Origin of the sequence: Synechococcus sp. H55.8 (assembly GCF_047462375.1) — a bacterium.
Lineage (GTDB): Bacteria > Cyanobacteriota > Cyanobacteriia > Thermostichales > Thermostichaceae > Thermostichus.
This window is the reverse complement of the sequence record NZ_JANSJC010000001.1, coordinates 109167-132622: the sequence shown is the minus strand read 5'-3', so window position 1 is coordinate 132622 and position 23456 is coordinate 109167. Positions and strand designations below refer to the sequence as shown.

The following is a 23456-nucleotide window of genomic DNA, read 5'->3' as shown; positions in this document are numbered from 1 at the left end:
GAGCGCGAGAAAGATTAAAATGGACACATTTCACTTTCACTATGCTACGGCTTGAGATTCGGTTTGGCGCAGCCCCATTCCAGATTTCACGGCGGAGCTAGGAGTGGGTTAGGGGTCGCGAAAGGGGGAATAATGTTCATAAGAACACCCCTCGTTTCGTCCTTCGGTTACCCAGCGGGAGCATCCATGGCCAGAAAACCTGACGGATACCTTGTCCACATCATGCTGGAAGGTGGACAAACCATGCAAGTGCGGGTCAAAGAGGCCAGAGAATACACAGAGTTGATCAACAACCTGATGGTGGGCGGCGAAGAGTTCATCACCTTGCCCAAGCAGATGGACAATGAGTACATGATTGTGCGTCCGCAGCGGGTCTCGGGCGTGTCGGTGGAGGCGATCTACGCTTCCAGCGTCGGCATCGACCTATAGAGCTCAAGGTCAGGGATCCCTTGAGGGTCGTCGGCCTAAGTTGCAACACAAAGCCCCCACCACCGGGGGCAGGGGCTGCCAGAGAACTAGACCCCGCAGGATCTAGAACTTCCCTACCGACAGGTTAGATCTGCGGGGGCAGGATCACCTTGTCGATGACGTGGATGACGCCGTTGACGGCCTCGATATCCGCGGTCACCACGTTGGCATCGTTGACCTTGACTCCATCAGCCAAAGAGATCTCCACAGGGGATCCCTCGACCGTGACCACTTCCCCAGCTTTCAGATCGTTGGAGAGAACTTTGCCGGGCACCACATGGTAGGTGAGAATCTGGGTCAATTGCTCACGGTTTTCCGGCAAGAGCAACTTCTCCAAAGTGCCTTCCGGCAGCGCTGCAAAGGCCTCGTCGGTGGGAGCAAAAACGGTGAAGGGGCCTTCCCCAGCCAGTACCTCCACCAAGTCGGCAGCCTCCAAGGCTTGGATCAACGTGGTGAAAGAGCCGGCCTCAGCCGCAACATCCACAATGGTTTTGCCGGTAGCAGCAGCGGTTTTCACGCTTTCAGAAGTTGCGCCGTAGCTGCCGGCAATGACCGCAGGGGCTGCAACCAACGTGGTGGCCGAGACAACAGCTAAGGAAAGAGCGAAGAGATTGCGAATCATGCAATGTAACCCTCCGTGAAGAGTAGGTTTACATTTATCTATGACGGGCGGGATGGAGCTGGAGTTCCTCAAAATTGAAAAAAGTCCCCAAAAAAGATATTTCCACTGCCCCAAAATACTTTTTTTACAGGGGCTGCAAGGCTAATCTCCGCTGAGGTTAGATTTGCAACAATCATCGCGGGATGGTGGTGAGCAATCCAAAACAAGCTAAAAAAAGATCCCTTGAGGCTGAGGGATCCGTTACGTTTACTTACATTTATTGTTTTGTTTGTTCAAGTTAGCGATCCATTGGCAGCGCAAAAGCCGACGCCCTCGACGTGTCGGGCGAAGGGATCAACGAGCTGGTGATCTCGTAACGATCTCGGCCGTCGTGCCTACTCTTCTTCTGCCTCGAAGTCTTCGCTGTAGTCGTCCCCGATCAAGTCGTCGATGTCGTCGATGTCTTCTTCCAAAACAGCCCCAGAGACTTCAATAGGCTGCTCGATCAACCGGCCTTGCTGGCGCAACCAATCGAGAATGGAAAGGCTACTAGGGGAGGGCACCACTGTTGGCGGTTGATTGCGGGGTTCTTCGCGTAGAGAGGGATTGAAGTACATGCCGTACGCAGAAGGGGTAGTTATCGACAAAGAGAAAGCCGCCTGGGCTGATCCCAGCCCAACAGAGAGATGCAGGCTTGCCATCAGCTGTCTTTTAGCTTAGCCTACCGCTGCCAGGCTTGCAAAAAGCGGTGCAGCACCTGCTCCAGCTCAACGGCTCGTGCCGCCTTGAACAGCAACCGATCCCCGGCTTGCACCTGATCTAGCAAAACTTGCAGCACTGCCGCTGCATCCCTACAGCGTTCTGCCTGGGCTGCCGGTTTTTGGTCGAGCAGCGGCTGCATTTCTCCTTCCGGATCCAGGAGCAAAACCCAATCCAACCCCAAAGGGGCAGCCGCTCGTCCCACCTCTGCATAGAGCTGAGGTGCATGCTCTCCCAGTTCCCGCATGGGGCCGAGAACGGCCCAGCGTCGTCTCCCTGGGGTTTGGGCCAATAGGTGCAGAGCCGCTATCATCGCTTCCGGCGAGGCATTGTAGGTTTCATCCCAGATTTCCACATCTCCTGCCAGCTTGAGATGGCGATTGCGCCCCTCCAGAGGCGTGGGCAAGGCGATGGGTTCTCGGAGCGGCTCCCAATCCAGCCCCAAGCTGCGCACAGTCGCCAGCACCCCCATCCAGTTGAGGGCGTGGTGTCTTCCGGGCAGGGGCACCGGCAGGGTCAGGCCCGCCACGGTTACCGTTTGGGCTTGGGGATCCCATTCTCCTCGCAGGTCTCCTCGCTCCAGGCCATAGGTGAGGGTTGGTCCCGACCCCAGGCCGGCGGCGGTGGACAACAGCAAGGGATCTTCTCCGTTGAGCAGGGCCACTCCCTGCCCCAGCTCCTGTAGCAGCTCGCACTTGGCGGCGGCAATGGCGGCGCGGGATCCCAGCCTGCCGATGTGGGCGGTGCCGATGTGGGTAATCAAGGCGTGGGTGGGCCGGGCCATCTGCGCCAGGCGGCGAATTTCCCCAGGGCCGCGCATGGCCATTTCCAGAACCGCAAACTGATGTTCCGGCTGCAGCCGCAGCAGCGTTTGCGCCACGCCAATGTCGTTGTTGTGGTTAGCCTCGCTTTTGAGAACGCTGCCGTAGCGGGATAGGGCAGCCGCCAGCATTTCCTTGGTGGTGGTTTTGCCGGCTGAGCCGGTGATGGCCACCACCGGGATGGAGAATTGCTCCCGCCAGCCCCTGGCAAGGCGCTGATAGGCCCTCAGCGTGTCTGAAACCTGAAAATGAGGGCCTGAGGTCGGACGCTGGCTGATGACGGCAACAGCTCCCTTGCTCAGGGCTTGCGGAATAAAATCGTGTCCGTCGAAGCGTTCCCCCCGCAGCGCCACAAAAACGGATCCCGGCTGCAACTGGCGGCTGTCGGTGCAGAGGGCCTGAACCGGCAACCCCAACAGATGGGGATCTCCCCGGAGAGGGGTTTGCAGCAGATCGGCTACAGCTTGTAAGGTCAGCATCGGGCATTCTTCATAATCATTTCAAGTCATTGAGACAGTTCCCAAGCGCTCCCTCACCCCCGGCCCCTCTCCCAGCGGGAGCGCTCCCTCACCCCCGACCCCTCTCCCAGCGGGAGCGCTCCCTCACCCCCAGCCCCTCTCCCAGCGGGAGCGCTCCCTCACCCCCAGCCCCTCTCCCAGCGGGAGAGGGGAGTTAACGAACCGTTTCATGGCGATTGGACATGATGCCAATACGCAACTGGGTACGGGATCAGCTTGGTTGCAGCGTCTCAATTCCCTCAGGAAGGGCGATGATCGCCTCTTGGGCCATGCCGATGAACAGGCCATGCTCCACCACCCCCACCGTCCCCTTGAGTTGATCGGCGATCTTGGCGGGATCGGCGATGGGGCCGAATTGGCAATCGAGGATGTAGTGCTGTTCATCCGTCAGGTAGGGATCCCCTTGGGCATTCAACCGCAAAGTGGCCGCACAGCCAATAGCCTCTACCCGCGCCAAGGTGGTTTTCCAGCCAAAGCGCACCACCTCCACGGGCACCGGGAAGCGAGTGCCCAGATGCGTCACCTTCTTAGAGGCATCGGCGATGATGATCAGCTCGGCGGCGCTGGCCTCTACCAGTTTTTCCCGCAGCAGAGCCCCCCCCGCTCCTTTGATCAAGTTCAGGGATCCCACTTCAATTTCGTCGGCTCCATCGATGGCCAGATCCAGGCGGGGCTGCTCCTCCAGGGTGGCCAGCGGGATCCCCAGGGAGCGGGCTTGTTCTGCTGTGCGCTCCGAGGTGGGCACACCGATGAACTGCAGCCCCTCCTTTTGCATCCGCTCCGCCAGGGCGCTCACCGCAAAAGCAGCCGTGGATCCTGTGCCCAGCCCCACCACCATCCCTGACTGCACCTTTTGAGCCGCCGCTTGGGCTGCTGCCTGTTTCAGCTCATCTGCACTGGCCATCTCGCCTTTCCGGAGTCCAACCGAATTATTCTACCGCCCGCTCCAGCTAAAGCCCTGCGGCGCTGCCACCACCTGGCCAAAGAGATCGTAGGGCTCGGCGCGAGTAATCTGCACCGGCACCAGGGATCCCAGGGATCCCGGCCCGCGCACGTACACCACCCCGTCCACCTCAGGGGCAAAGCGGGGGGAACGGCCAATCCACTCGCCGGTGCGGGGGTTTTCCTGCTCCAGGAGCACAGGCACCACCTGCCCCACCTGCTCGCGGTTGCGGCGGAAGGCGATCCCCTGTTGCAGTTGCATCAGGCGGGCGCGGCGCTCTTCCTTAAGGGGCTCCGGCACTTGCTGGGGAAGGTGGTAGGCGGGTGTGCCTTCTTCAGGAGAAAAGGTAAACACCCCCACATGGTCAAATTGGTGGCGCTGCACAAAGTCCAACAGATGCTGTAAGTGCTCCTCCGTCTCGCCGGGAAAGCCGACAATAAAGCTGGTGCGCAGCACGGCGTTGGGCAGCGCCTGGCGCAGCCGCTCGATTACCCGGTCGTTGACCTGGCCCTGCCAGGGGCGGTTCATGGCTTTGAGGATCTGCGGGTGGCTGTGCTGCAGCGGCAGATCCAGATAGGGCAGGAAATTGGGCGTCTCTTGAATGGCCTCCACCACTGCCGGGGTAATGCCGGTGGGGTAGGCATAGAGCATGCGGATCCAGGGGATGGGGATCCGGCCCAGGGCGCGGATGAGCCCGGCCAGCCGCGGCTCCCCGTAGAGGTCGATCCCGTAGTTGGTGGTGATCTGGGAAATGAGAATCAACTCCTGCACCCCTTCTGCGGCCAGTTGCTCCGCCTCCCGCAGAATGGACTCGATGGGGCGGGAGCGTTGCTTGCCCCGCAGGTGGGGGATGATGCAAAAAGAGCAGCGGTAATCACATCCTTCGGCCACCCGCAGGTAGGCCACCGGCGCATGGGTGGTGCGATAGCGGGGGACGGTCTCGTCGGCAATGTAGTCCAAGCTGGAGGTGACGGCGTTGACCCGCTCCCCTCGCTCCGCCCGCTCGATCACCTGCACGATCTGGTGGTAATCGCCGGTGCCGACGATGGCCACCGCCTCCGGGATCTCCCGCAGCAGCTCCTCTTGGAAGTGCTGGGCCAAGCAGCCGGCGATGAGGATCTTTTTGCCCTGTACCGCCAGCTCCATCAGGGTGCTGACCGACTCCCGCCGCGCCGCCTCGATGAAGCTGCAGGTGTTGACGATGACGTAGTCGGCGCTGTCTTCGTCGCCTTCCACCCGGTAGCCCGCCTGGGCCAGCAGGCCCAGCATGTGCTCGGTGTCCACCCGGTTTTTCTCACAGCCCAGGTGCACAACGGCAACTGCCGGCGCTTTCTTTGGGGGAGCGGCAGGGCTGCGAGAGGGCGTAGGCAAAGCGGTCTCCAACCGGTTCATAGCCACAGGAGAGGCCGAGAGAATGGCGACAGCAGAAATGAAAGTTTTCTTATTCTAGTTTAGGTTTCGCTTCTGAACTCCTCTGCCAACCAGCTCAATCGGGCTACCCCCCAAGTTGAACCCACACCAAGCCAAGAGCCACAGCCACTGCCAGACCGCTGGCCGCCCAACTGCAGGGATCCCCGCCAGCCGCTGTCGGAACCAAGGGCGCCCGCCCGTAGCCCCGCAGGCGCAGCGCCTGATAGACGCGCTCGGAGCGCTCATAGCTGCGCACCAGGAGAGTAGCCACCCCAGCAGCCAGGAAGGGCAGGTCTTGGCGCAAGGCCGGGCCCGGACGCCACAGGGATCCCCGCGGCTGCCAGCCCCTCAGCCAAGCTGCCCGCTGCATCTGCTGCCACTGGGCGCTTATCTCCTGCAGGTAGCGCTGCGTCAGCCAGGCCAACTCCAAGAGCAGGTCGGGGATCCCCAGCGCCCGCAAAGCCGCCAACAGTTCCAGCAGGGGGGTGGTCTCCAAAAGCAGCGTCGCCAGCGCCAACAAAGCCAGGCTGCGCCCAACGACATAGAGCGCCTTCTCCAGCCCCTCCCACCGCAGAGCCAGGGATCCCCACTGCCAGAGGATGGTGTTCCCCATAACTAACGGTAGGAGAGCGACGAGAGCTATTAGCAAAGCGCCTGGGGCGGCCAGCCGTTTCAGTCCTCGGCTGAGCGGCACTCCCGACAACGCCCAGAGAAGAGCCAGCAGCGCCCAGGCCAGGGGCAGCAAGGCCAAGCGCTGCACCTGGGCAAAAGCTGCCATCAGGGCTCCCAGGCCCACCAGCTTGGGCAAAGGCCGCCAGCGGTGAAGCCAAGAGGGGGAGGGAGGGAGGGGAGCGGGTGGAGAGAACTGCGTTCCCCTGAGATCCTGGGAGATGACGGCCTCGGCCCTATCTTTTGGCATCTTCTCCCAGCAGCTCCGGCTGCACCCGCTGCAAAAACCGCACCACCCAACAGGTAAACAGCCCCTCCACCGCCGCCAAAGGGAGGTGGGCCATCACCAAGCTGCCCAAGGCCAAGCGCTCTGCTTGGGTGGAGACCGTCCCCTCGCCCAGGAGAGCAGCCATCACCACCCCGTAGAAGAGCAGCGCCGCCAGCCCCACCCCCGCCGCCCCCGCCCAGAAGGCTGCCAACCCGTCTCCCAGCCGCCGTCGGCCCATTCGAAAGATCCCCCCTGCCAAGAGCGCCGGGATCCCCATAATGGCGGCGTTAATCCCCAGGGTGGTTAGCCCCCCGTGGCCAAAAGCCACCGCCTGAAAAAACAGGCCCACCACAATCGCCGGGTAGGCCAAGGCCCCCAGCATCACGCCCAGCAAGCCATTGAGCAGCAGGTGCAGGCTGGCCGGGGGAAAAGGCAGGTGAATGGAGGAGGCGACAAAAAAGGCGGCGGTCAGCAGCGCCGCTTTGGGCAGTTGGCGGCGGGGATCCTTTTCCAACCGCTGGAGGAGGTGTAGGCTCCAACCCGTAAGCAGGGCAGTGATGCCATAGCCCCCCAGCCAAAGCGGTGCTGGCAGAAGGCCCTCGCTGATGTGCATGGCTAGTCCTGGCTCAAAGCGGCAACACCCCCTGAGGAGTCGGGGAGTTCTGGGCCTTGGGAGGGACGGGGCCGGGAGAAGAACAGGGCCGTACCCAAGCACCCCCAGATGACACAGGCAGCCATAACCCCCCGCTGCACAGGGCCAAAGGAGGAGCCGTTGGGGATCCCTTCTGCCTGCATAGCCGCTTCGCCCACCGGCACGTTCACCACCCCGCCGTGGCCGGCCTGGCGAATGCGCACCTGCCACAGTCCCTTGAGCTCAGGATCCGGCTGCAGCAGAAATCGCCCCTGCTCATCCGTTTGCCCTTCCTGCCAAGGGGTGGTGGGATCGGTGGGCGCAAACACCGTGACGCGGGCAGAACGCATCGGCTCGCCGGAATCGTAGCGGGCTTGGATCTCGAAAGTGGGGACGGCCCGCCAAGAGGCCTCCACCCCATGCCCCCAAGCCGGAGCAGACAAGAGCAGGCCGCAGGCCAGCCAGCTCAGTTGCCAGTAAGCGTAGAAAGGGAGGCGATTTGGCCAGACTGAGTTCATGGGTCGGCAAAAGTAGAGGACAATCTCTCGACTGCAAAAGCCACCCAGGCTCGAGGGCAAAGACCTAAGGTCAAGATCCCGTCCCACCAAGACGGTCAGAGGACGCGCGGCAGTGGCCCTCCCCCACGTGGCCCAAGTTCTGCAGGATCTCCAAGAGGGTTTCGGACGCCGTCCCACTTTCCTGCAGGTCGTCCCAGACCAGAGGGTCGGATCCCCCCTTTAGCCGCTGCTCCAGGGAGAGGGGATCCAGCTTCACCAGCGGGGCAAACCCCAGCGCCGCCCGGTTGAGGTCATCTTCCGGCGGTAGGCTGCCATCCCCAAACAGGTGGTCAAAGTGGAAAGTCACTTCCAGATCCGCCACCTGGCCCGCCTGGACAAAGCCCTTGCGCGCTTCCCCCACATACTCGCCGCAGACGAAGGCCAGCTCAGGGCTGAACTTGAGCACAAAGGGGATCCCCTCTCCCTCCCCTTTTGCTGGCCGGGCTGTGCCCTCGATCCAGAGGGAGTAGCCCTTGGCCGGCCCCTCCGCTGCCGGCACCAGCCGCCAAGCCAAGGCGTTGTAGTGCCCAGGGGGAGCTTCCAGGGATCCCAGCAGAACCCGTTCTGCCCCCGCCGCTGGCACCAAATCCACCGTGAGGGGGCCTGTCAGGTTGACTAAGGCCTTGGCCTGGAGCTCCCCTTTCCCTTCAAAAGGGGGATCCGTCTGGTAGGCCGTGATGTCGGCCAGCGTCACGTACACATGCTCAAACTGCAGCGCCCAGCCGTCTTTGGAGACCAACCCCTCCCGCACGAACGCTTCGCCGTTGGCCCACAGCTCCAGCGTGCCTTTGGCCGAGGCAGAGATCGCCTGCGGCTCCCTAGCTGGCCCCGACTCGACAGGCGGACGACAAGCTGTCATGCCGGCTCCCAGCCCCAGGGCCACCAGAGCCAGCCCTCTGGCCAAGGGATCCCTGGAGGAAATGACCCACGACGGAGAGAGGAGTTGCTTCACCTGGAGTTCGGCCAGCGCTACTGACCTAGCCAAACACAAACTTTCGGGGCACCACAATCCCCCGCTGGGGCATCTTGCTACTCCTGCGCCAGGTTCCCGGCCCGCACCCAGCCCTCTTGCCCGTTCTCGCGGCGGATACGCTGCCAACCGCCATCTTCGCTCAGGCCCAACACCGTCACCACCTCATTCAGGGGCAGGCCGCCCATGTAGGCCCCTTCCCGGTCGGGAGTGGCTCGCAGCGCCAAACCCATCGGCTCGATCACCCGCCCCCGCTCACCGGGGGAAACGCTTGTTGCTCCAGGAGAGTGGGTGGACTCAGGCCTGGGTTGAGTCAACTGAACTGTCGATGGTGAAACGGTAGAGACAGCAGATGCCGAGGCTGCCGCCCCTTCCACAGGGCCCAAATTGCCCGCCCGCACCCAGCCCTCTTGACCGTTCAACTCCCGCCGCACCCGTTGCCAACGACCATCGGCGCTATACTCCAACACCGTCACCGTTTCCCCCACCACAATCCCGCCCTGGTAGGCTCCATCGGCGGAGGGCCGGCTGCGGATCGCCAGGCCAATCGGCTCAATCACCCGTCCGCGGCTGCCGGGGGGAAATCCTTCAGGGTCAAGGGTGCCTGCAGCAGGGGCAGACAGGGGAGGGGGAAAGCTGGTTGGGCTCGGCAAGGGATCCGGGCGGATCGCCCGCTGAAATTGGGGTGGGGGCGGGGGGGCCAACATCGGAGCGACCATCTGCCACAACTGCCAACCCAAGGCGGCCAGAGCCCCAACCGAGACGCTCGCCACCACCAAGGTGCCCAAGGGAAAATGGTCAGAAGCAGGAGAAGAACGGCCTCGCATTGGGTAGTTAGCCATCCAAAGTACCTCCCTGCAAAGCTGCAGACAAGAACCGCAAAACCCATTGGGATCCCTGTCAGCAACCGGGGATCTACGAGATTCAGAGCACTCGCATCCCAATCTATAACATCTTCAAAGATGCCGACTTTTGCTTCTGACCTTGGCTTGAACAGAATCGCGTCAACCCCCCGCCTCTATAGCCAGGGGAAGCAGAGCAGACACCCTTGTGGGTGGGCGACCCCCCATTTGACCAAGATGAGCATAGAGACTCCCCCCGTCTGGCGATTCTCCCTGCCGCCGGCACACTACGCCAACGATGGGGATGAGCCAGAAAACCAACCTTGTCTTGCAAGGCTTTACTGCACTGCCGTTATCGCGGCAACATAGCGACTATGCCCAATCTCAACCACAGCGATGACTCCCCTCGAAGAAGCGGCGGAAGCGGCGGCCAAGCTGTTGCTGTTTCGAGAAATCTGCGCCCATCCCCTAGCCCTGGGCTGGCAGGAGCTGATCCAGCAGTTGATGGCCGGGGATCCCCTGCCTTGCTGGGCGGCCTACGGGCGCTGGTTTGAGCTTTTGGCCCAGCAAAACCTGAGCTGGCGGGAGTGGCTGATCCAGGAGATCCGCTGGGCGGACAACCCCTTTGCCCGCGCGGCGCTGCGAGGTGGGGAGATCCCGACACCCCTTTTGCAAGCAGCACGGCACGATCTCCGCTGCTTACAGATCCTGGCCGAGAGCCAGGAGCTCATCGAAGAGCAGATGCAGGCGCTGGGCCTGGGGATCCCTTGGCCGGATGGGGACAGTGACTGCGCCGGCTGGGATCCGCGCTCTTTTGCCGATTGGGGCCTGAGCCTGGAGGCGTTGATCGCCCACTACCGCCAAAGAGGGGTAGGAATCTGTGCTCGCTATTGGGCGTTTCGCTGGGGGCCGGCAGGGCTAGAAGGGATCCCGGCTCCCGACCTGCCCGATTGGGATGAGATTTACGGCTACGAACGGCAGAAGCAGCAGTTGGCCGCCAACACCGAAGCGCTGCTGCGGGGGGATCTGGCTTTGCATGTCTTGCTCTACGGGGCGCGGGGCACCGGCAAGTCTTCGTTGGTGAAGGCCTTGTTGCGCCGCTACGGCCCTCAGGGGCTGCGCCTTCTGGAGCTGAGACGAACTGACTTGATGCAATTGTCGGAGATCTTGGCGGAGCTGAGGAAACAGGGGCTGCCCTTTGTGCTGTTTGTGGACGATCTCTCCTTCGAGGCCGACGAAACCGAGTTCAAGCAGCTCAAGGTGCTCCTGGAGGGGGATCTCGTCGCGCCGCCGCCCAACGTCCGCCTCTATGCCACCAGCAACCGCCGCCATTTGGTCCGCGAGTTTTTCGCCGACCGCCCCAACCCCCAAGATCAAGAAGTCCACGCCTGGGATACGGTGCAGGAAAAGCTGTCGCTGCAGGATCGCTTTGGCCTCACCCTCACCTTCCCTCCGTTCACTCAAGACGATTACTTGGCAACTGTAGAACACTTGGCGCAGCGGCTGGGTTTCGCTCAATCTTTGGCGGCCCTGCGTCGCCGGGCCCTGATCTGGGCGCAGCAGCAAAACGGCTTTTCCGGTCGCACCGCCCGTCAGTTTTTGGATGCCGTTCGGGCAGGGCTGGCAAAAGGGAACGAATGAATCGCTGGCCGCGTTGCGGGAAGTTTATTCTTCGGGGAAGGGATTGGCCAGCTTGTCTACCGTAAAGTAACGATGAAACTTATCCGTCACCCGCAACCAGGGGGAGCGGCTGCCTTCTTTGCGGTAGCGGGTTATAAAGCCTTTCTCCACCAGCTCTGCCACATGCTGATAGGCGCCCTGACCGCGCAACTCTACCAACTCGGCTTGGGAGAGGGGCCCCCGCAGGATGATGGTCGCCAAGGTACGGGCAGCGCCCACCCCGATTTCGGGGGGCAAGAGCTGGTTGGCCAGCTCCAAAAACGGCTCTCGCAACTGCAGGGCAAACCCCTCCCCCACCTGCAATACTTCCAGGGCAGAGTCGCGGTGAGCATAGTCTTCCATCAACTCCAGCAGCGCATCATAGGCCTCATCGCGGCTGCAGCGGGCCAACTGAGCCAGCGCCGATAGGGCCAACGGCTGCCCCTTCAGGTAGAGGATTGCCTCAATCTGGTTTTTCAGGGCTAAGAGACGCCCCCCCTCCACCTCTGATCCGGGATCCAAAACCAACTTGGAACGACGCGAGGCCATAGCGACAAGGGATCCGCCTACTTGTCCCGTAGCATAGCAGCAGTTGCAGGCTGAGGGATCCCTGCTGGGGCGGCCTGGGCCAAGGCGAGCGTTGCTATGCTAAACCATGCCATGGCCTGCTTTCCCGCCCATCGCGCTACTCGGTGCGGAGTACAATTGCACAACCTGAAGCCAATTGCGTAGCATAAATAGGGTTTGGGGATCCCAGAGAATTGGAGAGGTGTCCGAGCGGTTTAAGGAAGCAGTCTTGAAAACTGCCGTGGTTCACGCCACCGTGGGTTCGAATCCCACCCTCTCCGTTGCTTTATTGAGTAACCCACAATGCTGTCCGGCGGCCCCTACCACGCCCCTACTCCCTTGGGCCAGCCTAAGGTAATCTGGCGACGTCAGTCTTCTGCGTCCAGAATGCGGGGCACTTTGAAGAACACATCCGCCCGGTCGGGAGCGTTGGCCAGGATCCCTTCGACATCCGGATAGGGCTCGACTTCATCGGGGCGGGTGGGCAGCTCCATGTCCAGGGCATGGAAGGTGGGCTCCACCCCTTCCGTATTCAGCTCTTTCAGTTGTTCCACGTAGGCCAAGATGTCTGCCAGTTGCTCGGTGAACTGGATCTCTTCCTCCTCGGTTAGCTCCAGACGAGCCAAGTGAGCGACATGTTGTACCCCTTCCCGTTTCAGCATCCTTCCCTCCGGCGCGCAGATCATTAACTTAGCTTAAGGTAGCTGAGAGCAACCGTTCGCGTTGGTGGTACAGAGTCCTTTGGCAGGCAGACTCAATACAACTCGAGGTTGGCGCGCCCGGTGGTTTTCAGCCAGTTTTGGGCCTCGATGTAGTTGTTGGGGGCAATGCGAATGGCGCGGATCCAGTATTGAGCGGCCTCGTCAAACAGGGCCTCTGCCGTTTCTTCATCTCCGGCCTGCAGGCTCTGCTCGCCTTTATGATGCAGCAACACAGCGATGTTGTTCAGGGCAGAACAAAGTCGTGGGTTCAACTCCAGAGCTTGGTGGTAGTACTCCAGGGCCTTGTCCAGTTCGCCGTTGCTTTGGTAGATCAGGCCCATGTTGTAGAGGATGTAGCTACGATCCTCTTCGCCTTGCTCCAGGGTGAGGGCTTCTCGGTAGTTTTCCAGAGCCTCGGCGTATTCCCCTTCGCTCTGAGCGGCCATGCCATCCCGGTAGTAGGCAAAAGCTTTCTTTTGCTCAGAACTCACCCCCGGCAGCAGTTTCAGGATCAGATCGGCCATGACGGTAAAGGTTTTGTCGATGAAGTTGTCGTTCTTCATGCTGCGCGGCATGGCTGACCCCTTTTAGAACTTGGGACTAAAGATTTCTCTCTTGCGTTGTATCACGTCCAAGGCGGGATCCGAAACACAGCCCCGTTGGTTTCACAAACGAGCCCCTGGTCTGTCAAGGCGGTATCGAGGGGCGCTTGCTCAGGCGCACAGGATGCCACTGCAGGGTTTCGCCGGGGGAAACCTCGACTTCACAGGCGGTGTCGATCAGCCGCTGCGCCTGCGCTTGGGGGGTGGGGTAGCGGGCCAGATCTGCATCCACCAGGTGGGGGTGCTCTTGCAACAGCCGCACGAGGAACTCCTGCAATTCCTCAGGGCTGAGAAATTGCTCCGGCAAGCCCGGGATCAGCAGCACATAGTGGTTGGCGGCACGCAACAGTTCGGGTTCCGAGTCTGACATGGTGTTGGGCTGGGCGTCTTCTATCCATCATGAACCAACGGGTTGCGCCTCTCTTGGTATCCTGATAAAGACTTTCCTTGCTCTTGTCTTGTTGGCATTTGAGATCTGCTTTTCCTATGGCTAAGCCGCGCACCCTCTCTGGCATTCAGCCCTCTGGCGAGTTGCACCTGGGCAATTACTTGGGGGCGATTAAAAATTGGGTGGCCGAGCAGGAGCACTACGAGAACTTTTTTTGCATTGTGGATCAACATGCCATCACCGTCCCTCAGGATCCCAAGCTGTTGAGGGAGCGCACCCGCTCGCTGTTTGCCCTTTATTTGGCCTGTGGCCTCAGCCTGGAGCATTGTGTGCTGTTCGTGCAGTCCCACGTGCCTGCCCATACGGAGCTGGCCTGGCTGTTCAACACCATCACCCCCATGAACTGGGCGGAGCGCATGATCCAATACAAGGAGAAAAAAGAAAAACAGGGAGAGGAGACCAGCGTTGGCTTGTTCAGCTACCCGATTTTGCAGGCGGCGGATATTTTGCTCTACCAGCCCAAGTATGTGCCGGTGGGGGAGGATCAGCGGCAGCATATTGAGCTGTGTCGGGATATTGCCCGCCGCTTTAACGACCGCTTTGGCGAGGTGTTTGTGATCCCAGAGGCCCTGATTCGCCCACAGGGGGCGCGGATCATGAGCTTGACCGATGGCACGCGCAAGATGTCCAAGTCGGATCCCTCGGATCTCAGCCGCATTCATCTCTTGGATGACCCGGATACCATCCGCAAGAAGATCCAAAAATGCAAGACCGACCCCATTCGGGGCATTGTCTTTGACGATCCGGCTCGTCCTGAAGCCCACAATTTGCTGACGATCTACATGCTCACCTCTGGAAAAAGCAAGGAGGCGGTGGCAGCTGAGTGTGCCGAGATGGGGTGGGGACAGTTCAAGCCTCTCCTCGCAGACAGCATCATCGCTGCCCTAGAGCCCATTCAGCAGCGCTACCGGGATCTCTGCAACAACCCCGACTATCTGCTGGCGCTGATCCGGGAAAATGCTGCCAAGGCTCGCGCTGTTGCCGAGCCAACGCTGCAAAGGGTGCGAGAGGCAATGGGGTTCCTACCCCCCTAAGGGATCCCTGCTAGTCGCGGTTGCCATCGCGGATCTCGACGGTGCTGAACTCCAGGCCCAGCTCCGAGAGGATCCCTGGCCAGGCCAAGCGCAGGCGCTCCTGCCATTCTTGCCGGTGGTTGATCAAATACACGCAGACCAGGGTGATACCCACTCCCAACCACTGCAGCCGCGTCAGCGATTCCCCCAAGAAGGTGCTGCCGAACAGCAGGGCGAAGATGGGGGTGAGAAAGGTCAGGGAGCTGAATTCGGTGAGGTTCTCCTGGGAGGCGAAATAGAAGAAGAGGGCATAGGCCACAGCGCTTCCCATCACCGAAGCGTAGAGCAGGCCCAGCCAGTGGGCACCGCTCAGGTGCTGCCATTGCTCGCTTTCTGTTAGCGCCGAGAGCAGGATCAAGGGCAGGCTGCCCAACACCATGTGCCAGCCCGTCGCCAACACCGGATCCGCCACCTCCGCCACCTTGGGCATCATCACGGTGCCGATGGCCATCGACAGGGATGCCAGCAACATCCAGACGACGCCAGCCCCCAACTGCAGGGATCCCCCGCCAGATAAGCCGATCAGGCCGATGCCGACCACCCCTATCCCCAAGCTCAGCCAGCCCAGCGCTCCCATCCGCTCGCGGTAAAACCAGGTGGCCATCAGAGCCACCGCCAGCGGCTGCGAGTCGATCAGCACGGATCCCAGCCCGGCGCCGGTCTCTCTCAACCCTTGCGCCAAAAATCCCTGAAAACAGGTGCCGTCCACCAGGGCAAAGGCCAAGACCCACAGCCACCCCCGCCGCCCCTGCGGATGCCAGGGTTGAGACACCCCGGCGGCCCGTCCCTGCCAAAGCCGAAAGGCCAAAACCAGGATCCCAGCCGGCAAGAGCCGCAGAATGGCGATAAAGAGAGGGGTGGTCTCAGAGAGGGCATCCCGCATCGCCACCATCGCCGAACCCCACAGGAAAAAGGGGGCAATCATCAACAGGCGTTGCCAGATAGGCTGAGAAAGCAGGTAAGACTGAGCCATGGGTGCTTCAAACTCGCAGACGGAAGTTAACCCCATGTTAAGCGCTGCGGCAGTTCGGTTACAAATCTTAATTATTGGTTGATGCAAGTTGATGCCTGGCATGGGATCCCTGGAGGGCTTTCTCAACCTGGATAAACCAGCAGGGCTTACCTCCCACGACTGTGTGGCGGTGGTGCGGCGGGTCTTGCGCACCCGCAGGGTGGGGCATGGCGGCACTTTGGATCCGGCGGCGACGGGGGTTTTGCCCATTGCCGTGGGGCGGGCGACGCGCTTTTTGGCCTTTCTGCCGGGGGATAAGGTCTATCGGGCCACCTTCCGCTTCGGGCAGCGCAGCGACACCGACGATGCCGAGGGGCAGATCCAGGTGGGATCCCCTTGTCCGGAGCTGAGCTGCGAGCAGGTGGCGGCCTGTTTGCGGGAGTTTGTCGGCGAGATTGAGCAGGTGCCGCCCCTTTACAGCGCCATCAAGCGGCAGGGGAAAAAGCTCTACGAGCTGGCGCGGGCCGGGGTAGAGGTCTCAGAACTGGGGCTGGAGCCGCGGAGAGTAGTGATTCGGCACCTGCGGATCCTGGGCTGGCGCCCCGGCAACTTCCCGGAAGTGGATCTGGAGATTGCCTGTGGCCCCGGCACCTACATCCGCGCCCTCGCCCGCGACGTGGGGGAGAAATTGGGTTGCGGAGGCTTGATGAGCCGCCTGCGACGGCTGCAAAGTGGCCCCTTTCGCGTCCAGGAGAGCCTGCCCCTGGAGCAATGGCAGGGATCCGCCGATCCCGCCGCTGCCCTGCTGCCGATTGAGTGGGGATTTCGCGATTGGGACTCAGTATCCCTATCTCCGGCTGAGGCCCAGCGCTGGCGGCAAGGTCAGGCCATTCCCCTGGATCCTGCTCAGGCCGGTGCTGAGACCTTGCGGGTCATGAGCAGAGAGGGGGAATTTTTGGGCTTGGGGCACAGCCAAGCAGGTCAGCTCAGGCCGCTGCGGGTGTTGCCGCCGGATCCCTAGTTGCAGAAACATTACATTTTCGTAACAACATTGGCCATTGTCTCGGCGGGAAAGAACCCCCTGCATGCTAAACTTCTGGGGGCAAGTGGGGAGCTCGGAGCGCTGCCGTTGTTGGGCTCCGGCTCGATTTTCCAAGGGTGGCCTTTGGACGTTGCCGACAAAATCTCTTCTCAATCTTTTCTCACTTTTGCATCTCAAGCTACTTTTACATAGAGTTACAGGAACGGAGTTGAGAATATGCGGGATGCCGTAACCACACTGATCAAAACCTACGACCTGGCGGGCCGCTACTTGGACCGGAATGCGATGGATGCGCTCAAAGCTTTTTACGATTCAGGGCTGCGGCGCATCAAGGCAGTGCAGGTGATTAATCTCAACTCGGTGGACATTGTCAAGACGGCTGCCGCAGCTATGTTTGCCCAGGTGCCGGATCTGATCCGTCCGGGCGGCAACGCCTACACCACCCGCCGCTACGCCACCTGTTTGCGGGATATGGACTACTTCCTGCGCTACGCTTCTTATGCGCTGGTGGCTGCCGACAACAGCGTCTTGGATGAGCGAGTCTTGGCCGGCTTGCGGGAAACTTACAACTCCCTCGGCGTGCCCATCGCCCCGACGGTGATTGGGATCCAAAACATGAAAACCCGCACCCTGGAGCTGCTCGGCTCCGGCGAAGACTACAGCTTTGTGGCCGAGCCTTTCGATTACATGAGCAGCAAACTAAGCGAAACCGATATCTAGCCTACTCGTCGGCGTAGGGATTGGCCGGCACCGGTATTGGCTCCACCTGCTCGGCGACGATCACCAACTGAGATTGGCCATCCCGCCGCTCTACGGCCATGCGTCCCTCCAGACGCAGCCAACTATCGGCAGTTAACTGTTCTGCCTCTGGCCAGCGCACCGGCAAGCCCACAGGGTAGGCATCGGCAGCACAGCAACTGACCAAAAAGCGAGCGATAACAAAGTGGTCGGGCCGCGGGTCGGGAACGACGAACCCCTGTACCCGCACCGGCTGCCCTGTGTAGGTGTAGGGATCCGGGTAGACATCCAAGGTGCGTACCCAATCCAGCAGAGTGCGCTGACGCGGGTCGAGCTTGGGACGAAAAGCCTGCGGCTGGCTACGAGATACCCCCAGGTAGGGAGATACCCCTCGGTTGAGGGCAGTTTGGCTGGAGAGCGGTCGCGGCTCGACCCAAAACCCCAGCAGTGCCGTCAGGATCAGCAGTCCTGCGCCCAGCTGCGGTCCCAACAGCGAGGCGTGGGCTTCAGAAGAGGCGACTTTCGCTCCTTGCCAACGGCCAATCCCCAAGCCCAGCAGGCATAGCCCGGCCAACAAAGCCACATTCACGTAGCCGGGATTGATCAACATCAGCAGGGTACCCCGCCAGCGGTAAACGATCAGCAGGATCCCGAGCAACATCAACCCGGACGCCTCCCAGTAGGCTATATGGCCCCACGCCAACAGTTTCCTGGGCCAAGACATAATCTTGGTTTTGATACGCACTCCCTCTGGGTTTTGTTTTTCCCGAATAGGACTAGAACTGCTTTTGGGCATGGTTACAGCTTTTTCACACCACTCCGAACCCAAGTTTAGCAATCCTCGCGCAATTTTCCACTACCTGTGTGGCGAGAATGGGCAAGGTCTTTACTGCGATTTCGCGGTCACAGGTATTGAGGTTCACCCAAATAGAGCTCAGCAAAAAACTTCGTTTAGCCCACGTTCCTGATCGGCAACTTTACAAAAAGCACCGTGATTACCCTGTCTATTGCTGGACGGTTTGCCTGTGGTGGATCGTAAGCCCTAGCAAGCTACAGCTTTTTCCAGCGTTATCTAATAAGCCAATGTAGATCTATCTCTTGTGTCGTGAAGATCCGGATTGGCTACAGAACTTCCGTGAAGTCAGAAAAAACTGTACGGCTGTGGGGAGTATGTCAAAGCTGTCGGGATCCCATCGTCAATTCAACGAATTCAGTCACAAATAACCTCATATTGATGAGAGTATTGATGAGAGGCTTTAGCGTGTAGGCATGGTTGCAAGCGGATGCCTGAAACTGGGGAGTTGCCCTCATTTGCTCTACAGTGAGATAGACACAACCGAGATAGCACAACCAAATGTTGCCGAGGGTACCCATCTGGCTGCGGGGAGTGAGCTATGCCATCTATGGCTTTCTCTACCTGCCGATTGTGCTGATTGCCGTCTATTCTTTTAACCGCGCCCGCTTTGGCCTGGCGTGGACGGGTTTTACCTTCGATTGGTACTTGGCTCTCTTTCGCAATGCCGCGATCTGGCAGGCCACGCAAAATACCCTTGTCTTGGCTGGAGTCAGCACTCTGGTGAGCACGGTGCTGGGATCCCTCTTGGGCTACGGGCTGTACCGCTACCGTTTCCCCGGCCAAAGGATTGTGCAGGGGTTGCTGCTGTTGCCGGTAACTGTCCCTGATATTGTGATGGCGATTACGCTGCTGCTGTTTTACCAGTTTGTGCGCGCCTACACCGGCTGGTTTGAGCTGGGCTTGGGGACGATGATCCTGGCCCACATCACCTTTCAGATTGCCTTTGTGGCCATCGTGGTGCGCAGCCGCCTGCAGCTTTTGGATCCCGCTTTGGAGGAAGCCGCCTACGACCTTTACGCCAACACCTGGCAGAAGCTGCGCTATGTAACCTTGCCCCTGGCCAGGCCGGGGATCCTGGCCGCGGCGCTGCTGGCCTTTACCCTCTCCATCGATGACTTTGTCATCTCCTTTTTCACCAGCGGGCCGGAAAGCCAGACCCTGCCCATCCTCATCTACAGCACGGCGCGGCGGGGGGTGACGCCGGAGATCAACGCCCTCTCCACCGTGATCATCCTGGCTACCTTGGTCGTGGTGATGGGGTTTCCCCTGCTCAGCCGCTCCCGCTAGCCCCCCTCTCCCTCAGGGAGAGGGGCTGGGGGTGAGGGTGGATCCCTCAGGGAGAGAGGCCGTGGGTGAGGATCTCAGGGAGAGGGGCTGGGGGTGAGGGATCAAGTATTGAAATAGCGGGCCGCCGGGTGGTAGGCGACGATGGCAGTGGTGGACTGTTCCGGATCCAACTGGTCGCTGTCGTCCATGGTCAGGCCGATGCGCTCGGCCCGGAGCAGCTCCAACAAAACCCGCTGATCGGCGATGTTGGGGCAGGCAGGATAGCCGAAGCTGTAGCGGGAGCCGCGGTAGCCCTGGTGCAGGATCTGGCGGATGTCAGGGCTGTCCTCGCCGCCAAAGCCCAGCTCCCGTCGGATGCGGGCGTGGCACCACTCTGCTAAGGCTTCTGCCAGGGTGACGGCCAGGCCGTGGAAGTAGAGGTAGTCGGTGTACTGGCCTTCGGCAAACAGGCGCTGGGCGTAGGCCGTGGCCTCTGGCCCCACTGTAACTGCCTGCATGGGGAAAACGTCCACCAGGCCGGTGGAGCGATCGGCGAAGAAGTCGGCAATGCAGAGGCGCTGGCCGGTTTTTTGGCGGGGGAAGGTGAAGCGGGCCAGCTCCCGCACCTGGGGAGAAAGCTGGGGGCGCTCGACGGTGGGCAGTTGGAAGTAGGTGGTGGAGCCGGGCTCTAGAGCAAACAGCTCGGGGAAGCTGGCCGGGTCGAAGAGGATTAACGTATTCCCTTCCGCCTGCGCTGGGAAGTAGCCGTAGACCACCTGCGGGTGCAGCAGGTCTTCGCTCAGGATCCGCTCCTTCCAACGCTCGATCACCGGCTCCACCTGGGTGGCGAGAAACTGGGCAAACTCCTCCGCCGACTGGTCGCGCGGCTTGCGGATCTGCCACTGGCCGGCCACCAGGGCCTGCTTGTCGATATAGAAGAAGACTTCCGGCCAGGGGATCTGATCTGAGGCGAGAACTTTGGATCCCCAGAAGGGGGGGATGGGCCGCTCGGTATCCAGGGCAACCGCCTCGGAACGACGGGTGTCTGCCCCGCCGTCGCCAGCCGAGACCGCAAGGGCAGGAGCAGCGCCCACGGTCACCTCTGGAGCCGGCAAGGTGGGATCCGCTGGATCCGCAGCAGCCTCCTTCTGGCCGTTGACTCGCTGCTCCAAGTCATCCAGAAAACCCAGCCGGTCATCCCAGCGCCCGGCAGCCTTGGCCTGCATCAGCCGATCCATAAAGTGCAGGTCGGTAAAGGCGTCGCGGCCATAGATGACTTGGCCCTTGTAGGTCTGGCGGCAGTCTTCTTCCACAAAGCGGCGGGTAAGGGCCGCCCCCCCTAGGATCACAGGCACGGCGATGCCCCGCTCGTTAAACACCTCCAGATTTTCTTTCATAAACGCAGTGGATTTCACCAACAGGCCGCTCATGGCAATGCAGTCGGGTTTGTACTTTTCATAAGCCTCGATGATGTTTTCCACCGGCTGCTTGATGCCCAAATTGATGACCTTGTAGCCGTTGTTGGTGAGGATGATGTCCACCAGGTTTTTGCCGATGTCGTGGACATCCCCCTTGACGGTGGCGATCAAGAAGGTGCCCTTGCACACCTCCCCGCCCACCTTTTCCATGAAGGGCTCTAGGTATTTCACCGCCGCCTTCATGGTTTCTGCCGACTGCAGCACAAAAGGCAGTTGCATTTTGCCGGCGCCAAAAAGCTCCCCCACCTCCTTCATGCCGTCCAGCAAAAAGGTATTGATGATCTCCAGGGGGGAGTATTTCTGCAGCGCCTCCGCCAGGGTCTCCTCCAGGCCGATGCGCTCCCCATCGATGATGTGCCGCCGCAGCCGCTCCTCCAGCGGCAGCTTGGCCAGGGATCCCGCCGCCCGCAGCTCCTGGCTGGAAACCCCTGCAAACAGCTCCGTCAGCCGCGCCAGGGGATCGTAGGTGCAGATGCCCTCAGCGTTAAACTGCCGCCGATCCCAGATCAGATCCCGGCACACCTGCTGCTGCTCCTCCGGGATCTTGCTTAGGGGCAGGATTTTGGCGGCGCTGACGATGGCGGCATCCAGCCCGGCCTGGCGGCACTCGTGCAAAAACACCGAGTTCAAGACCACGCGGGCTGCCGGCGAAAGTCCAAAGGAGATGTTGGAGATGCCCAAGAGGATGTGGGTATCGGGGAAAGCCTGGCGGATGCGGCGGATCCCTTCCAGGGTGGCCGCTCCGTTGGCGCGGTCTTCCTCAATGCCGGTGGAGATGGGCAAAGCCAAGGGGTCAAAGAAAATCTCGTAGGGCGGGATCCCGTACTCAACTGCCTGGCGATAGGCCCGCTCGGCAATCTGGAACTTCTTCTCGGCGGTGCGGGCCATGCCCTCCTCGTCGATGGTGCCGATGACCACCCCCGCGCCGTAGGTCTTGGCCAGCTCCAGCACCTTGAGGAAGCGCTCTTCCCCATCCTCGTAATTGGTGGAGTTGAGCAGGCACTTGCCCCCGGCCACCTTGAGGCCAGCCTCCATCTTCTGCCAGTCGGTGGAATCCAGCATCAGGGGAAGCGGGATCTGGGTCACCAGCCGCGAGACCAGCTCCCGCATATCCCGCACCCCATCCCGGCCCACGTAGTCCACGTTCACGTCGAGGATGTGGGATCCCTCCCGCACCTGCTCCCGCGCCAGGGCCACCAGGCCGTCCCAATCTTCAGCGTTGAGCAGCTCCCGCATCTTCTTGGAGCCGCTGGCATTGAGCCGCTCGCCGATGATTAAAAACGAGTTGTCCTGGAGGTAGGGCTGGGGCGAGTAGATCGAGGCGGCAGCCTGGATGCGCTCGACGGCGCGGCGTTTGGGCCGCAACCCCTGGACGGCTGCCACCAAGGCGGCGATGTGCTCCGGGCGGGTGCCGCAGCAGCCCCCCACCACCGCCACCCCCAGATCCCGCACAAAGTGTTCCAGGTGGAAGCGCAACTGCTCCGGCGTCAGCTTGTAGTGGGCCTTGCCGCCGATGTTTTCCGGCAGACCGGCGTTGGGGATGCAGGAGATGGGGAAGGGGGAATGGCGGGAGAGGTAGCGGATGTGCTCGGCCATCTTGTCCGGCCCGGTGGCGCAGTTGAGGCCCAGCACATCGATGGGGTAGGGCTCCAGGACGGCCAGCGCCGCCCCGATCTCCGTGCCCACCAGCATCGTCCCCTGCACCTCAAAGGTCAGGGACACCACCACCGGCAGGCGGATCCCCCGCCGGGCCAACTCCTGCTGCACGGCCACCAAGGCCGCCTTGGTCTGCAGAATGTCCTGACAGGTCTCGATAATGAGGAGATCCGCCCCGCCGTCGAGGAGCCCCCGCACCTGCTCCTCATAGGCAGCCCGCATCTGGTCAAAGCCGATGTGCCCCAGGGTGGGCAGCTTGGTGGTGGGGCCGATGGAGCCGGCCACAAAACGAGGCTTTTCCGGCGTTGAGAACTCGGCTGCCACCCGCTTGGCCAGCCGCGCCGCCGCCACGTTTAGCTCGTAGGCTTTTTCCGGGATCCCGTACTCGGCCAAGACAATCGAGGTGGCGCCAAAGGTATTGGTCTCGATGACGTCGGCCCCCACCTCTAGAAAACCCCGGTGAACCTGCGCCACCGCCTCCGGCTTGCTCAGCACCAGGATCTCGTTGCAGCCTTCCAGCTCCGGCCCACCAAAATCGGCTGCCGTCAGGTTCTGGGCTTGCAGAGAGGATCCCATTGCCCCGTCGAAGACGATCACACGTTCCTGGAGATGCTGTAGGAAGGGATGGGTCATAGGCGGTGCGGCGCAGGCAGGGATCAAGTTGGATCTAAAGAAAGTCTGATTTAAGGTAGCATTGAGCCTTTCGCTTGGACTAGACCGAGGCCAGGGATCCGACTTTGGTTATTGAGGTGGATTTAACATTTTCTTTGCCTGCCCCGTTGCTGTTTCCCCAAGGTCGGGCTAATTTAGGGAAGACGTTTTGGTGAGAACGGCTACAGTTGCCTGCAAGTGCTCCCTTTGAGGCCATTTGCTGCCTGCTGTAGAGGGATCTTCTTCTCCTAGGTTGGAGTGGTTGAGGTGCTGAATGTCCTGTCCCCCTGGTGAAGTGCCTCGCCTGCCG

23 protein-coding genes and 1 tRNA gene are annotated in these 23456 nt (G+C 61.1%); 7 read left to right on the top strand and 17 right to left on the bottom strand.

Annotation, left to right across the window (positions count from 1 at the left end; translation table 11 throughout):
* The first annotated feature begins 186 nt into the window (after positions 1-186).
* The gene (locus tag NW862_RS00635) at positions 187-429 is read left to right on the top strand and encodes a hypothetical protein (protein WP_011433628.1); all 243 of its coding nucleotides are present in this window, start codon (positions 187-189) and stop codon (positions 427-429) included.
* Between the two features lie 124 nt (positions 430-553).
* Here NW862_RS00635 and NW862_RS00630 read toward each other — a convergent pair whose 3' ends face one another.
* The 10 genes from NW862_RS00630 to NW862_RS00585 form a co-directional block, all read right to left on the bottom strand.
* Complete coding sequence (locus NW862_RS00630) at positions 554-1090, bottom strand: fasciclin domain-containing protein (RefSeq protein WP_414332721.1); 537 nt, start codon at positions 1088-1090, stop codon at positions 554-556.
* Between the two features lie 374 nt (positions 1091-1464).
* Positions 1465-1770, bottom strand: coding sequence for a DUF3134 family protein (locus NW862_RS00625; RefSeq protein ID WP_414332723.1), 306 nt, complete (start codon positions 1768-1770; stop codon positions 1465-1467).
* A 20-nt stretch (positions 1771-1790) separates the two neighbouring features.
* Positions 1791-3128, bottom strand: a complete 1338-nt coding sequence (locus tag NW862_RS00620; RefSeq protein ID WP_414332724.1) for a UDP-N-acetylmuramoyl-tripeptide--D-alanyl-D-alanine ligase — start codon at positions 3126-3128, stop codon at positions 1791-1793.
* 250 nt (positions 3129-3378) lie between these two features.
* A complete protein-coding gene (gene rpiA / locus NW862_RS00615; protein ID WP_414332726.1) occupies positions 3379-4071 on the bottom strand; it encodes a ribose-5-phosphate isomerase RpiA in 693 nt (230 codons plus the stop codon).
* A 30-nt stretch (positions 4072-4101) separates the two neighbouring features.
* The gene (gene rimO, locus NW862_RS00610) at positions 4102-5481 is read right to left on the bottom strand and encodes a 30S ribosomal protein S12 methylthiotransferase RimO (protein WP_414348846.1); all 1380 of its coding nucleotides are present in this window, start codon (positions 5479-5481) and stop codon (positions 4102-4104) included.
* A 124-nt stretch (positions 5482-5605) separates the two neighbouring features.
* Positions 5606-6439, bottom strand: coding sequence for a cobalt ECF transporter T component CbiQ (cbiQ, locus tag NW862_RS00605; protein ID WP_414348845.1), 834 nt, complete (start codon positions 6437-6439; stop codon positions 5606-5608).
* Positions 6426-7070 carry a cobalt transporter CbiM gene (gene cbiM / locus NW862_RS00600; protein ID WP_414332731.1) on the bottom strand — a complete coding sequence of 215 codons (645 nt, stop codon included), beginning with the start codon at positions 7068-7070 and terminating at the stop codon, positions 6426-6428. Before cbiM ends, cbiQ begins: the two co-directional genes overlap by 14 nt.
* A gap of 2 nt (positions 7071-7072) precedes the next feature.
* Positions 7073-7606 carry a hypothetical protein gene (locus NW862_RS00595; protein ID WP_414332733.1) on the bottom strand — a complete coding sequence of 178 codons (534 nt, stop codon included), beginning with the start codon at positions 7604-7606 and terminating at the stop codon, positions 7073-7075.
* Between the two features lie 70 nt (positions 7607-7676).
* Complete coding sequence (locus NW862_RS00590; RefSeq protein ID WP_414332734.1) at positions 7677-8630, bottom strand: hypothetical protein; 954 nt, start codon at positions 8628-8630, stop codon at positions 7677-7679.
* A gap of 44 nt (positions 8631-8674) precedes the next feature.
* Positions 8675-9457, bottom strand: coding sequence for an SH3 domain-containing protein (locus NW862_RS00585; protein WP_414332736.1), 783 nt, complete (start codon positions 9455-9457; stop codon positions 8675-8677).
* Between the two features lie 396 nt (positions 9458-9853).
* Here NW862_RS00585 and NW862_RS00580 point away from each other — a divergent pair, with 396 nt between their 5' ends.
* A complete protein-coding gene (locus tag NW862_RS00580; protein WP_414332738.1) occupies positions 9854-11098 on the top strand; it encodes an ATP-binding protein in 1245 nt (414 codons plus the stop codon).
* A gap of 24 nt (positions 11099-11122) precedes the next feature.
* Here the strand turns inward: NW862_RS00580 and scpB are convergent, their stop codons facing one another.
* Entirely contained in the window at positions 11123-11665 is a 543-nt protein-coding gene (gene scpB, locus NW862_RS00575) for an SMC-Scp complex subunit ScpB (RefSeq protein WP_414332740.1), read from the bottom strand.
* 214 nt (positions 11666-11879) lie between these two features.
* Between scpB and NW862_RS00570 the strand changes: the two genes are divergently transcribed.
* Positions 11880-11964, top strand: a tRNA-Ser gene (locus NW862_RS00570).
* Between the two features lie 87 nt (positions 11965-12051).
* Here the strand turns inward: NW862_RS00570 and gatC are convergent.
* From gatC to NW862_RS00555, 3 genes are all read right to left on the bottom strand, one after another.
* Positions 12052-12345 carry an Asp-tRNA(Asn)/Glu-tRNA(Gln) amidotransferase subunit GatC gene (gatC, locus tag NW862_RS00565; protein WP_414332742.1) on the bottom strand — a complete coding sequence of 98 codons (294 nt, stop codon included), beginning with the start codon at positions 12343-12345 and terminating at the stop codon, positions 12052-12054.
* Positions 12346-12437: 92 nt separating this feature from the next.
* The gene (locus tag NW862_RS00560) at positions 12438-12959 is read right to left on the bottom strand and encodes a photosystem I assembly protein Ycf3 (protein ID WP_414332744.1); all 522 of its coding nucleotides are present in this window, start codon (positions 12957-12959) and stop codon (positions 12438-12440) included.
* Between the two features lie 112 nt (positions 12960-13071).
* Positions 13072-13356 (bottom strand): chlororespiratory reduction protein 7, encoded by a 285-nt coding sequence (locus NW862_RS00555; RefSeq protein WP_414332746.1) that lies wholly within the window; start codon positions 13354-13356, stop codon positions 13072-13074.
* Positions 13357-13472: 116 nt separating this feature from the next.
* Between NW862_RS00555 and trpS the strand changes: the two genes are divergently transcribed.
* Positions 13473-14468: a tryptophan--tRNA ligase gene (gene trpS, locus NW862_RS00550; protein ID WP_414332748.1), complete on the top strand. Its 996-nt coding sequence runs from the start codon at positions 13473-13475 to the stop codon at positions 14466-14468.
* A gap of 10 nt (positions 14469-14478) precedes the next feature.
* Here the strand turns inward: trpS and NW862_RS00545 are convergent, their stop codons facing one another.
* A complete protein-coding gene (locus NW862_RS00545; protein WP_414332750.1) occupies positions 14479-15480 on the bottom strand; it encodes a DMT family transporter in 1002 nt (333 codons plus the stop codon).
* Between the two features lie 100 nt (positions 15481-15580).
* On the opposite strand from NW862_RS00545, the gene truB reads away from it, so the two are divergent.
* Positions 15581-16480 (top strand): tRNA pseudouridine(55) synthase TruB, encoded by a 900-nt coding sequence (truB, locus tag NW862_RS00540; protein ID WP_414332801.1) that lies wholly within the window; start codon positions 15581-15583, stop codon positions 16478-16480.
* Between the two features lie 237 nt (positions 16481-16717).
* Positions 16718-17221: an allophycocyanin subunit beta gene (gene apcB, locus NW862_RS00535; protein WP_414332752.1), complete on the top strand. Its 504-nt coding sequence runs from the start codon at positions 16718-16720 to the stop codon at positions 17219-17221.
* A gap of 1 nt (position 17222) precedes the next feature.
* Here apcB and NW862_RS00530 read toward each other — a convergent pair whose 3' ends face one another.
* The gene (locus tag NW862_RS00530) at positions 17223-17900 is read right to left on the bottom strand and encodes a TIGR03943 family putative permease subunit (protein ID WP_414332754.1); all 678 of its coding nucleotides are present in this window, start codon (positions 17898-17900) and stop codon (positions 17223-17225) included.
* 693 nt (positions 17901-18593) lie between these two features.
* On the opposite strand from NW862_RS00530, the gene NW862_RS00525 reads away from it, so the two are divergent.
* On the top strand, positions 18594-19382 hold the full coding sequence (locus tag NW862_RS00525) for an ABC transporter permease (protein ID WP_414332756.1): 789 nt from the start codon (positions 18594-18596) through the stop codon (positions 19380-19382).
* A gap of 101 nt (positions 19383-19483) precedes the next feature.
* On the opposite strand, the gene metH is transcribed toward NW862_RS00525, so the two are convergent.
* Positions 19484-23128 (bottom strand): methionine synthase, encoded by a 3645-nt coding sequence (gene metH / locus NW862_RS00520; RefSeq protein ID WP_414426827.1) that lies wholly within the window; start codon positions 23126-23128, stop codon positions 19484-19486.
* Positions 23129-23456: the final 328 nt, after the last annotated feature.

Bases quoted from the DNA above. Each gene is read 5' to 3' on its own strand.
- NW862_RS00635 (WP_011433628.1), top strand. From the start codon at position 187: ATGGCCAGAAAACCTGACGGATACCTTGTCCACATCATGCTGGAAGGT.
- NW862_RS00630 (WP_414332721.1), bottom strand. From the start codon at position 1,090: ATGATTCGCAATCTCTTCGCTCTTTCCTTAGCTGTTGTCTCGGCCACC.
- NW862_RS00625 (WP_414332723.1), bottom strand. From the start codon at position 1,770: ATGGCAAGCCTGCATCTCTCTGTTGGGCTGGGATCAGCCCAGGCGGCT.
- NW862_RS00620 (WP_414332724.1), bottom strand. From the start codon at position 3,128: ATGCTGACCTTACAAGCTGTAGCCGATCTGCTGCAAACCCCTCTCCGG.
- rpiA (WP_414332726.1), bottom strand. From the start codon at position 4,071: ATGGCCAGTGCAGATGAGCTGAAACAGGCAGCAGCCCAAGCGGCGGCT.
- cbiQ (WP_414348845.1), bottom strand. From the start codon at position 6,439: ATGCCAAAAGATAGGGCCGAGGCCGTCATCTCCCAGGATCTCAGGGGA.
- cbiM (WP_414332731.1), bottom strand. From the start codon at position 7,070: ATGCACATCAGCGAGGGCCTTCTGCCAGCACCGCTTTGGCTGGGGGGC.
- NW862_RS00595 (WP_414332733.1), bottom strand. From the start codon at position 7,606: ATGAACTCAGTCTGGCCAAATCGCCTCCCTTTCTACGCTTACTGGCAA.
- NW862_RS00585 (WP_414332736.1), bottom strand. From the start codon at position 9,457: ATGGCTAACTACCCAATGCGAGGCCGTTCTTCTCCTGCTTCTGACCAT.
- NW862_RS00580 (WP_414332738.1), top strand. From the start codon at position 9,854: ATGACTCCCCTCGAAGAAGCGGCGGAAGCGGCGGCCAAGCTGTTGCTG.
- scpB (WP_414332740.1), bottom strand. From the start codon at position 11,665: ATGGCCTCGCGTCGTTCCAAGTTGGTTTTGGATCCCGGATCAGAGGTG.
- gatC (WP_414332742.1), bottom strand. From the start codon at position 12,345: ATGCTGAAACGGGAAGGGGTACAACATGTCGCTCACTTGGCTCGTCTG.
- NW862_RS00560 (WP_414332744.1), bottom strand. From the start codon at position 12,959: ATGCCGCGCAGCATGAAGAACGACAACTTCATCGACAAAACCTTTACC.
- NW862_RS00555 (WP_414332746.1), bottom strand. From the start codon at position 13,356: ATGTCAGACTCGGAACCCGAACTGTTGCGTGCCGCCAACCACTATGTG.
- trpS (WP_414332748.1), top strand. From the start codon at position 13,473: ATGGCTAAGCCGCGCACCCTCTCTGGCATTCAGCCCTCTGGCGAGTTG.
- NW862_RS00545 (WP_414332750.1), bottom strand. From the start codon at position 15,480: ATGGCTCAGTCTTACCTGCTTTCTCAGCCTATCTGGCAACGCCTGTTG.
- truB (WP_414332801.1), top strand. From the start codon at position 15,581: ATGGGATCCCTGGAGGGCTTTCTCAACCTGGATAAACCAGCAGGGCTT.
- apcB (WP_414332752.1), top strand. From the start codon at position 16,718: ATGCGGGATGCCGTAACCACACTGATCAAAACCTACGACCTGGCGGGC.
- NW862_RS00530 (WP_414332754.1), bottom strand. From the start codon at position 17,900: ATGTTGCTCGGGATCCTGCTGATCGTTTACCGCTGGCGGGGTACCCTG.
- NW862_RS00525 (WP_414332756.1), top strand. From the start codon at position 18,594: ATGTTGCCGAGGGTACCCATCTGGCTGCGGGGAGTGAGCTATGCCATC.
- metH (WP_414426827.1), bottom strand. From the start codon at position 23,128: ATGACCCATCCCTTCCTACAGCATCTCCAGGAACGTGTGATCGTCTTC.